The sequence below is a fragment of the Rhizobium esperanzae genome, assembly GCF_002204185.1.
GTDB classification, from domain to species: Bacteria; Pseudomonadota; Alphaproteobacteria; order Rhizobiales; family Rhizobiaceae; genus Rhizobium; species Rhizobium esperanzae.
The window spans coordinates 86,606-96,743 of the sequence record NZ_MXPU01000022.1; the positions used below are offsets into that span (position 1 = coordinate 86,606).

At 61.2% G+C, this 10,138-nt stretch carries 10 protein-coding genes and 3 tRNA genes; 7 read left to right on the forward strand and 6 right to left on the reverse strand.

Annotated elements, in window-relative coordinates:
• Nucleotides 1-189: 189 nt before the first annotated feature.
• Together B5E41_RS26315 and prfB are read left to right on the forward strand one after the other, a co-directional pair.
• Nucleotides 190-2,649, forward strand: coding sequence for a penicillin-binding protein 1A (locus tag B5E41_RS26315; protein ID WP_088396693.1), 2,460 nt, complete (start codon nt 190-192; stop codon nt 2,647-2,649).
• Between the two features lie 101 nt (nt 2,650-2,750).
• Nucleotides 2,751-3,882, forward strand: a protein-coding gene (gene prfB, locus B5E41_RS26320; RefSeq protein WP_176439490.1) for a peptide chain release factor 2 whose coding sequence is annotated in 2 segments (ribosomal slippage) — nt 2,751-2,819 and nt 2,821-3,882 — 1,131 coding nt in all. Because the reading frame shifts where the segments join, the coding sequence is not laid out codon by codon here.
• 51 nt (nt 3,883-3,933) lie between these two features.
• Here the strand turns inward: prfB and B5E41_RS26325 are convergent.
• From B5E41_RS26325 to B5E41_RS26335, 3 genes are read right to left on the reverse strand one after another with little or no spacing between them, the layout of a single operon-like run.
• A complete protein-coding gene (locus B5E41_RS26325; protein WP_088396702.1) occupies nt 3,934-4,953 on the reverse strand; it encodes an alpha/beta hydrolase family protein in 1,020 nt (339 codons plus the stop codon).
• A 32-nt stretch (nt 4,954-4,985) separates the two neighbouring features.
• A complete protein-coding gene (locus B5E41_RS26330; protein WP_088396703.1) occupies nt 4,986-5,489 on the reverse strand; it encodes a hypothetical protein in 504 nt (167 codons plus the stop codon).
• A gap of 4 nt (nt 5,490-5,493) precedes the next feature.
• Nucleotides 5,494-6,267 carry an NAD kinase gene (locus tag B5E41_RS26335; protein WP_011424966.1) on the reverse strand — a complete coding sequence of 258 codons (774 nt, stop codon included), beginning with the start codon at nt 6,265-6,267 and terminating at the stop codon, nt 5,494-5,496.
• A gap of 157 nt (nt 6,268-6,424) precedes the next feature.
• Between B5E41_RS26335 and B5E41_RS26340 the strand changes: the two genes are divergently transcribed.
• Together B5E41_RS26340 and B5E41_RS26345 are read left to right on the forward strand one after the other, a co-directional pair.
• Nucleotides 6,425-6,500: transfer RNA gene (locus B5E41_RS26340), tRNA-Thr, on the forward strand.
• Nucleotides 6,501-6,543: 43 nt separating this feature from the next.
• On the forward strand, nt 6,544-6,972 hold the full coding sequence (locus B5E41_RS26345; protein WP_176439492.1) for a hypothetical protein: 429 nt from the start codon (nt 6,544-6,546) through the stop codon (nt 6,970-6,972).
• Between the two features lie 53 nt (nt 6,973-7,025).
• Here the strand turns inward: B5E41_RS26345 and B5E41_RS31910 are convergent, their stop codons facing one another.
• The 3 genes from B5E41_RS31910 to rlmB all read right to left on the reverse strand — a co-directional run bounded on the left by B5E41_RS31910 (nt 7,026) and on the right by rlmB (nt 8,939).
• Nucleotides 7,026-7,184 (reverse strand): hypothetical protein, encoded by a 159-nt coding sequence (locus tag B5E41_RS31910; RefSeq protein ID WP_020921038.1) that lies wholly within the window; start codon nt 7,182-7,184, stop codon nt 7,026-7,028.
• 125 nt (nt 7,185-7,309) lie between these two features.
• Nucleotides 7,310-8,002 carry an AprI/Inh family metalloprotease inhibitor gene (locus B5E41_RS26350; protein WP_088396696.1) on the reverse strand — a complete coding sequence of 231 codons (693 nt, stop codon included), beginning with the start codon at nt 8,000-8,002 and terminating at the stop codon, nt 7,310-7,312.
• Between the two features lie 46 nt (nt 8,003-8,048).
• The gene (rlmB, locus tag B5E41_RS26355; protein ID WP_011424969.1) at nt 8,049-8,939 is read right to left on the reverse strand and encodes a 23S rRNA (guanosine(2251)-2'-O)-methyltransferase RlmB; all 891 of its coding nucleotides are present in this window, start codon (nt 8,937-8,939) and stop codon (nt 8,049-8,051) included.
• Between the two features lie 203 nt (nt 8,940-9,142).
• Between rlmB and B5E41_RS26360 the strand changes: the two genes are divergently transcribed.
• The 3 genes from B5E41_RS26360 to B5E41_RS26370 all read left to right on the forward strand — a co-directional run.
• Nucleotides 9,143-9,227, forward strand: a tRNA-Tyr gene (locus B5E41_RS26360).
• Between the two features lie 24 nt (nt 9,228-9,251).
• Nucleotides 9,252-9,325: transfer RNA gene (locus B5E41_RS26365), tRNA-Gly, on the forward strand.
• 332 nt (nt 9,326-9,657) lie between these two features.
• A partial coding sequence (locus tag B5E41_RS26370; RefSeq protein ID WP_141098809.1) for a GTP-binding protein occupies nt 9,658-10,138 on the forward strand: 481 nt, incomplete at its 3' end.

Genomic DNA, 10,138 nt, shown 5'->3' on the forward strand with positions numbered 1-10,138 from the left:
GCGGGCAGAGCCCTATTTTGCTCACATTCGCGCCGTTACTCCGGCTTATGTTTCCTAGCTTGAGACGCGGAATCGGCTTGTGGCGGTAGCGCTCATGGAGTAAGCCGCGCGTAACGTGCAAATTGTCTCGATCTGTGCAATCGTTGCGTCTGCGCCGATTGCAGATCGAAGAGACCGGTAGCTGAAAATATGCTTAGACTTCTTGGATATTTCTTCGGAATGGCCTGCGTCCTGTTTCTGGTCGCGGCGGCGGGTATTGCCATCTATCTCGCGAATGTCGCCAGGGATCTTCCGGACTATGCCGTTCTGAACAGCTACGCGCCGCCGGTGACGACCCGCGTCCATGCCGGCAACGGCGCTCTCATGGCCGAATATGCCAAGGAAAAACGTCTCTTCCTGCCGATCCAGGCCATTCCCGACCGTGTCAAGGCCGCTTTCCTCTCGGCCGAAGACAAGAATTTCTACAACCATCCGGGCGTCGATCTTACCGGTCTCGGCCGCGCAATCCTTGTCAACCTGCAGAATTTCGGTTCCGGCCGCCGTCCCGTCGGCGCTTCCACAATCACCCAGCAGGTGGCTAAGAACTTCCTTTTGAGCTCGGACCAGACGATCGACCGCAAGATCAAGGAAGCAATCCTCTCTTTCCGTATCGAGCAGGCCTACAGCAAGGACAAGATTCTCGAACTCTACCTGAACGAGATTTTCTTCGGGATGAATTCCTATGGAATCGCCGGCGCAGCACTGACCTATTTCAATAAGTCGGTCACCGAACTGACCGTCGCCGAGGCCGCCTATCTGGCGTCGCTGCCGAAGGGGCCGGCCAATTATCATCCTTTCCGCCATCCTGAGGCGGCGCTCGAGCGTCGCAACTGGGTTATCGATCGCATGGTCGAGAACGGCTATGTCAGCCAGAGCGACGGCGCGGAAGCCAAGAAGCAGCCGCTCGGCGTTACCGCCCGCAGCAACGGTCCGTCGCTCTTCGCGTCCGATTACTTCGCCGAAGCCGTGCGCCGCCAGCTGATCGACCAATATGGCGAGAAGGTCCTCTATGAGGGCGGCCTTTCGGTGCGCACGTCGCTCGATCCGCAGATGCAGCTCGCCGCCCGCAAGGCGCTGCAGGATGGCCTCGTCACCTATGACGAGCGCCGCGGGTTCCATGGGGCTATCAAGCAGATTGACGCAAACGGCGACTGGGGCAAGGCGCTTGCCGATATTCCCGCGTTGTCCGACGTTCCGGAATGGCGCCTCGCCGTCGTGCTCGCCGTCTCCGACGATAACGTCGATATCGGCCTGCAGCCGGCCAAGGACGGGAGCGGCAAGATTGCGGCGGAGCGTCTACGCGGCACCATCGACGCCAAGAACATGCAATGGGCCTATCGTTCGGCGGATGGCTCGCGCAAGACGGCGAAATCGCCCGCCGGTGTCCTGAGCCCGGGCGATGTCATCTATGTCGAGAAGCTGGGTGACGACGCGTCGACCTCCTACCGTCTGCGCCAACCGCCGAAGGTACAGGGCGGCCTTGTCGCCATGGATCCGAAGACCGGCCGCGTGCTCGCGATGGTCGGCGGCTTCTCCTATGGCCAGTCCGAATTCAACCGCGCCACCCAGGCGATGCGCCAGCCGGGTTCCTCCTTCAAGCCCTTCGTCTACGCAGCGGCGATGGACAATGGCTATACGCCGGCCTCCGTCATCATGGACGCGCCGATCGAGATCGTCTCGGGCGGCCAGGTCTGGAAGCCGGAAAACTACGGCGGCGAAGTCGGCGGCCCGTCGACGCTGCGCTCGGGCATCGAGCATTCGCGCAACCTGATGACGGTGCGCCTCGCCAACGATCTCGGCATGAATATCGTTGCCGAATATGCCGAACGCTTCGGTATCTACGACCACATGCTGCCGGTTCTCTCGATGTCGCTCGGCGCCGGCGACACGACAGTGCTGCGTATGGTCTCGGCCTATTCGGTCATTGCCAATGGCGGCAAGCAGATCAAGCCGACGCTGATCGACCGTATCCAGGATCGCTACGGCAAGACGATCTTCAAGCATGAGGAGCGCCTCTGCGAGGGCTGCAATGCCGGCGACTGGCAGAACCAGGAAGAGCCTAATGTCGTCGACAACCGCGAAACCGTCCTCGACCCGATGACCGCCTACCAGATCACCTCGATGATGCAGGGCGTCATCCAGCGCGGCACCGCTGCCGGCAAGATCGATCTCGGCGGCCGCGACGTCGCCGGAAAGACCGGCACCACCAATGACGAGAAGGATGCCTGGTTCGTCGGTTTCACGCCGGATCTGGTCGCCGGCCTCTATATGGGCTTCGATACGCCGGCCCCGCTCGGCCGCGGCGGTACCGGCGGCGGTCTCTCCGCCCCGATTTTCAACGAATTCATGCAGGCCGCCGTCAAGGACATGCCGGAATCGAAGTTCGTCATTCCGCAGGGCATGAACCTGATCCCGATCGACCGCAAGACCGGCATGGCCGCCGCCGACGGCGATCCGAACACGATCGTCGAAGCTTTCAAGCCCGGTACCGGACCCGCCGACAGCTTCTCCGTCATCGGCATGGACAGCACCATGGCGCCGGAGGAGATCCTGAAAACCTCGCCGCAGGCCAACCAGGCGGTTCAGACCGGCACGCCTGGCCTGTTCTGAGCCTCACCTAATTTTGGAAGCCCGCTACGGCTCTTTACATCCGCGGCGGGCGTCTCTATGTCACCAGCACTTGAAGAAGACCGTTACAGAGAAGCAGGGAAATGCGAGCCGAAATCGAAAACGTGGTCGATGAAACCAAGCAGGCTATCACCCTGCTGAGGAGGCATCTTTGACTGGGACCAGGCGATAAGACGACTGGACTGGTTGAACAACAAGGCAGAGGATCCGAACCTCTGGAATGACGCTGCCGAAGCCCAGAAGCTGATGCGCGAGCGCCAGCAGCTCGATGACGGCGTTAGCGGCGTCCGACAACTGGAACAGCAGCTGAAAGACAATGTCGAGCTGGTCGAGCTTGGCGAGGAAGAAGGCGACGAAGGTGTCGTCAAAGAGGCTGAGGAAGCCTTGAAGGCACTGAAGGCCGAGGCCGCGCGCCGCCAGGTGGAGGCGATGCTCTCCGGCGAGGCCGACAGCAACGACACCTATCTCGAAGTCCATTCCGGCGCCGGCGGCACCGAAAGCCAGGACTGGGCGAACATGCTGTTGCGCATGTACACCCGCTGGGCGGAACGCCAGCGCTTCAAGGTCGAGCTTCTCGAAGTCCATGACGGCGAAGAGGCGGGGATCAAGTCCGCGACCCTGCTCGTCAAGGGCCACAATGCCTATGGTTGGCTGAAGACGGAATCGGGCGTGCATCGTCTGGTGCGCATTTCCCCCTATGACAGCAATGCGCGCCGCCATACGTCCTTCTCTTCCATCTGGGTCTATCCGGTCGTCGACGACTCGATCAACATCGACATCAACGAAAGCGATTGCCGCATCGACACCTATCGTTCGTCGGGCGCCGGCGGCCAGCACGTCAACACGACGGACTCGGCCGTGCGCATCACCCATATCCCGACCGGGATCGTGGTGGCCTGTCAGCAGGAACGTTCGCAGCACAAGAACCGTGCCAAGGCCTGGGAAATGCTGCGTGCCCGAATGTACGAAGCAGAGTTGAAGAAGCGCGAGGAGGCCGCGAGCGCCGAAGCCGCTTCCAAGACGGATATCGGCTGGGGTCACCAGATCCGCTCCTACGTGCTGCAACCCTACCAGCTGGTCAAGGACCTGCGCACCGGCGTCGCCAGCACCGCTCCGGACGACGTGCTCGACGGCGATCTGAACGAATTCATGGAAGCGGCCCTTGCCCACCGCATCAGCGGCGCCGCCGACGCGGTCGTCGAGGATGTCGACTGATAATGCAGCAGTATGGAAATCAGAAAGCCCTGGAGACGGGGCTTTTTTTGTTCAGCCTATCGCGCCGGCGCCGCCGTCATGAAACAGCGCTGCCGATAGAGCGGCAATCTCGTCATGGACGGCCCCCCGCTCGATGCCCGGCGGATCGGTGAAGAGCTCGGCGGCAAAGGCAAGACCGAGTCCTGTGCCCTCCGGCACAAAGACATAATGCCCGAGACCGCCGCCGAAGATTTTCAGGGCGCTGCCGGTCAGCCGCTCATGCAGCCATGAAGAACATTCCTCGGCTGGTGCCGCCTTATCGGCATCGCCGACAAGGATAAGAGCGGGTGCCTCGACTGTTTTCAGGCTTTCCTCGCTGAAACCGAGAATGGAACGACCTGGTGCGCACAGGAGCGCCGCCGTGATCCGGTCGTCCCGGTAGCATTGCGACATGCGGGACCAAGACTCGCGAAATACCTCGCTGGTGCGAAGTAAGGAGGGGATATGATCGGCAAGGTCGGGAAATTCCCTTGGACCGCGTGGACCACCCGGCTTCAGCCTTGATGGTTCGAACTGGGAGAACTGGGTGACCGCGCCGAGAAGCAGCATGACGCTATAGGCTCCGGCTGAAAATCCGGCCGCGAATACACGGTCTGCATCGATCCGACCGGCGAGATCGCCAAGCCAGTCGCGACAGCGGTCGAGCATCAAGCTCAGATCCGGCGCCCGTTCCCAGAGACAGGCAAAACCTTCGGCGCGATAATCCTCACTGCCCGTATTGCCGTGATGGTCGACGCCGAGCGCTGCAAATCCGCGATCGACCAGGCGTCGCGCCAGCCATTCCAGTCCCGCCGCAGAACCGCCGGTGCCGTGTGACAGCAGCACGAGGGGATAAGGCCTGTCTGAAAGCCGAATCGGTGCATCGCGAGCGACCGCCGCCTTGCGAAACCAGCTTCTCTCCCGGATCTCAAGTTCCCGCGCGTCATCGGCAGCCGGATACCACAGCGACCAGCGGACGGGCCTTGGGCCAGCTGCGTCCCAGGCCGGTCTCCGGTCGTCGTAGAGGACGCCCTCTCGAAAGCCGAGCTTCATCTTGGTCGCCTGTGCGAACAGCGTCTCGCTGCTCAATTGGTCGCTTTCTCAATGGTGATGTCGCCGAGTTCGTCGATCAGCACGGTCCAGCCGTCCGGCTCGGCCGCGGGATCGGTCTTCAGATAGATCGTGGCGAAGAGGCCGGGTTGCTTGATGATGCCGTTCGAGTTTTCCGGGCGGATATCGGTCACGTAAGGCTTCAGCTCGCTGATCTCCTGCAGTTCGATGGTCGAGGCAATCATCGGACCGGTCTCGGTCTGGGCAATCTGCTGAAGATAGACTTTCGACGTCCTGTCCGGCTGACGCACGGCAAAGAGCTTATAGTAACCATGGCGCTTTTCCTGGGTGTCGGAAACGCTTTCGGCCTTGGTGGGCGCCCGCTCGACATCAGGCGCGTTGCCGTCGTCCTCCCAGTAGCCGGTGCTGGTCGCAAAAATCACAGAAGCCGGCAGGACGACGTCCTGCGTGGGAGCAGCGATCGCGGCCGAGCATCCGACGAGGAAAATCGTAGCCATCAATGTCAGGCGCATTGCCATCATCTCAATCCTTGAACTGCTCGGCGAGAATGCGGTCGGACCAGGAGCGGTCCGGATCGGAGAGGATACGCGCCGTCATATGCTCCGACTGAGCGATGCGGACATGCAGCACCGATTTGACTTCCGTATTGTCTGCCACCGCGTTCACCGGCCGCTTCACCGGCTCGAGCACGTCGATATCGACAGTCACCTTGTTCGGAAGCAGGGCGCCCCTCCAGCGCCGCGGCCTGAAAGCGCTGACCGGCGTCATGGCGAGCAGTGGCGCCTCGAGCGGCAGGATGGGACCATGGGCGGAAAGATTATAGGCCGTCGATCCGGCAGGGGTAGCCACCATCAGCCCGTCGCAGATCAGCTCCTCCAGACGCACGCGCCCGTCGACCACGACCCTCAGATTGGCGGCCTGATAGGACTGGCGGAAAAGATAGACTTCGTTGATGGCGAGCGCTGTGGAATTTGTACCGTCGGCATTGGCCGTTGTCATCTTCAAGGGACGGAAGGCGTTTTCGACGGCGACGCAGATACGCTCCTGAAGCCGTTCCGTGCTGTAATCATTCATCAGAAAGCCCACCGAGCCTCGATTCATGCCGTAGACCAGCTTGCCCGAGTTCATGGTGCTGTGCAGCGTCTGCAGCATGAAGCCATCGCCACCCAGAGCGACAATGACATCAGCCTTGTCCTGCGGCACGTCGCCATAGATGCGAATCAGCTCTTCGCGCGCTGCGAGCGCCTCCATCGTTGGCGAGGCGATAAAGGAAAGCGTCTGGAATGAACGGCCCATACAATGCCCTTTGTGAAGCTGCTCTAGCTAAAGGATAAATGGCAGTCGCGACAAGGCCGTTTTGCACGGCAAGGCGTTTTGGATCCACGCCGACTTGTCCGTGCCGACACGGATTTTCCTTTACAGGATCGCAGAATCTGCTAGTTGGGCAGCTATTGCCCTTGTAGCTCAGTTGGTAGAGCACCTGATTTGTAATCAGGGGGTCGCGGGTTCGAACCCTGCCGGGGGCACCAGACCTCTTTGCGCGAGCGGCGCGTTTTCCTTAATGAACCCTGTCTGAAGGACTGCTTCAGCAGCAATTCAGCCTTGGCGGCCCAGTGTCTCCTTATCGTCAATGAGGAAACAGCCATGAAATTCGCGCCTATTTTCCTGACCGCAACCATCTCCATCGGTGCGGCCCTTGCTGCCGTTGCACCCGCCGCCGCCATGCCTGTCGACCGGTCGGCGCTATCCGCGCAAAGCGACATCATCCAGATTCATGACAGCTGGCGACGCGACCGCTGGCGTGACGATCGTGACTGGCGTGGCGACCGTGACTGGCGTGGCGACCGTGACTGGCGGGATGATCGTGACTGGCGCGATGGCCGTGATTGGCGCCGGTCCGAATGGCGCTATGAACGCCGCCATTGGCGGCCGTGGCGCTGGGAAGAGCGTCGCGAGTGGCGCCAATATGATCGCGACATGCCTCGGTTCTATCGCAGCTGAGCATAGTCGTTCGGTGGGATTAACGCGCAATCGCCGTCGGCGTTTCTCTCGACCTATTGCACCGGCCCCGGCGTCGCGGGGCCGGGCGCCGTCGGCGACAGGGGATCGGGCTGGCGGACGGGGTGCGACGTGTCCACCCAGATGATGCTGAGGATGATTCCCACAAAGGCCGCGATGAAGAGGATACCGAAAATCAGCGGTCGAATGGCCATGATGGGAATCGCTCCTTCTTACTTGTGACCGGTCGCTACGGATCGATCGCCGCCAGATCATAATGCTCCAGAAGGTCATTCCAAGGCAAAAAGTGGATTTCTCCGGGTCGAGCCCTGCGCCGGGATCAGTGGCGCACGAGCGAAAGCGGCTTGCCGCCTTCCTCTCTGGACTTGTCGAAATTGCCGTCGGCGCGCATGTCGAAGCTGAGCGACGAACCATCATGGCTCATCAACGTCAGCCCGAAACCGTTGATATTCCATACGACGAGCTTGAGCCTGGCGACATTGGCGGCGCAGTCTGCGGAAAGCGACAAGGGCGCGTGGCCGTCCGCATCGATGGTGCCGTCGAGTGTCACGCTGCAGAGTTCTTCGCCGCCCGGTCTTTGCATCGCCCATGTCCCGGCAAGGCCCCTGAAGGTCGGCAGGCGATCGACACCATCGGGTGCGGAGAGCAGCAGCAGCGGTGTTTCGTCTTCCGTTTTCATCGGCGAATCCTCATTCTCGACGAAACGGGCGATGACCTTGCGCGTCGGATCGATCAGGATGAGGCCGCCATTGCCGTTGAAATTCCAGGCAGCGGCTTCGGCAAGCGATGGCAGCGGCTTGGAACAATGGTCCTGGCCCGAGAGCGAATAGCCGCCGATCGCAAGGTCGGTTTCGAGCGTCAGCCGGCATCCGGCGCGTCCGTTTTCGGGCGCGACCAGATAGGTTCCCGCTTGCGCCCTGAGAATATCAGGATCGATATCCTGCGCCCCAGCCGGACCGCAGTCCAGCAGCATGGCTGCTGGAATTGTGAGCCGAAGCATGAAACCAATCATCGCAATCCCCCTCTGCCGCGGCCCGTAAGCCGCTTTTAAGTCCAGCCTATGCCTTTAAGTAAAGCCGCGCGGCGTAGAGCGCGATCGCCGCGGCGTTCGATACGTTCAGCGATTTGATCGCGCCCGGCATGTCGAGGCGGGCAAGCGCCGTCACGGTCTCACGTGTCTTCTGCCTCAGCCCCTTGCCCTCCGAGCCGAGCACCAGCGCCACCTTGTCGCCTGAGAAGGTGCCTTCGAGCGGCGCCGGCCCTTCCGAATCGAGGCCGATGGTGGAGAAGCCGAGCTTGTGCAATTCGCCGAGCGCATCGGCGAGGTTGGTGATCTGTATATAAGGTATCAGTTCCAGGGCGCCGGAGGCGGATTTGGCGAGCACGCCTGACTCGGTCGGGCTATGTCTCTGAGTGGTGATAACGGCCCCGGCATTGAAGGCGACGGCCGAGCGCATGATCGCGCCGACATTGTGCGGATCGGTGACCTGGTCGAGCACGAGCAGGAGAGGGCTGTCCTTTAGCGCTTCGAGCCGGCGCACCGGTAGCGGCCGCGTTTCCAGCATGACGCCCTGATGGATCGCCTCGGGACCGAGCACCTTGTCGATCTCGTGCGGCGAGACGATTTCGAAGGGAATGCCGAGCGTCTCGACGTCGATTTCCAGACGCGCGAGCGCATTCTGCGTCGTAAACAGCTTGATCTTCTTGCGCTCCGGATTGTCGAGAGCGGCGCGCACTGTATGCAGACCGTAGAGATATACCTGATCGGGCGCGAGCGCCGGCGGCTTCCAGTCCTCAGCCCCACGCCGGCGCTTCTGTGGCTGGGGTGTCGGGATCTCGCCGCGTTCGCGCTTGGCGTCGCGGTGGGCGCGCCTCAGATTGGCGTAGTGCGTATCCTTGGCGGATGGGTCTGTCGCGGCCTTGCCGCCGGATTTGTTGTCTTTGCTCATGCGGCTTTATAGCCATGGCGTTCGCGGCCGCATAGGCTTTCTTTCATGTGCCGGCTTTCGGCGGCGAATGAAATTTTTCGTGTTTTTTCCATTGTCATCGTGTTGACAGACGGAAATGCTCCGGTCATATACGCGGCGCAGACGACGGGCGGCAACGCTTCGAAGTCTGACGAACTTGGTCTTCAAGATCCGGACGAAAAACTGGAGAGATGCCCGAGTGGTTAAAGGGGACGGACTGTAAATCCGTTGGCTCAGCCTACGTTGGTTCAAATCCAACTCTCTCCACCATTCGTCATTGGATCGGACCATCCCGCGGGTATAGCTCAATGGTAGAGCAGCAGCCTTCCAAGCTGAATACGCGGGTTCGATTCCCGCTACCCGCTCCAGTCTCCCTTAAAATCAATTGATGCGATCGCAGTCGCGGTCGTCGCGCACGCTGTTTCCAGTCGTGGGGGACGCCGACCGCTGTGCCGCAGGCGAGGGATCGTCAGTGGCCGCGGTTCATCCTTGGTAATCCGTGCGAATTTCCCTGGGATTCCAGCGATTTTTGGAGGGGCTGCGGCGAATCGCCTTGCAGGCGGCGAATTGTCTCCCATATGCGCTGTCACGCCAAGATTGGCGTCTGCAATTAAGTCTTGCGCAATTTCGCCGAAAGCCTTAAACGGCGGCACTAAACCGGTTCGCCGGGGCCACCATTTCGTTCACAGGAAGCATTCAAATGGCAAAGAGTAAGTTTGAGCGCAACAAGCCGCACGTCAACATTGGCACGATCGGCCACGTTGACCACGGCAAGACGTCTCTGACGGCAGCGATCACGAAGTACTTCGGTGAGTTCAAGGCGTACGACCAGATCGACGCGGCTCCGGAAGAGAAGGCCCGCGGCATCACCATCTCGACGGCACACGTCGAGTATGAGACGCCGGCCCGCCACTACGCGCACGTCGACTGCCCCGGCCACGCCGACTACGTGAAGAACATGATCACCGGTGCGGCGCAGATGGACGGCGCGATCCTGGTTTGCTCGGCTGCTGACGGCCCGATGCCGCAGACGCGCGAACACATCCTGCTCGCCCGCCAGGTCGGCGTTCCGGCGATCGTTGTGTTCCTGAACAAGGTCGACCAGGTTGACGACGCCGAGCTTCTCGAGCTGGTCGAGCTCGAAGTTCGCGAGCTTCTGTCGTCCTACGACTTCCCGGGCG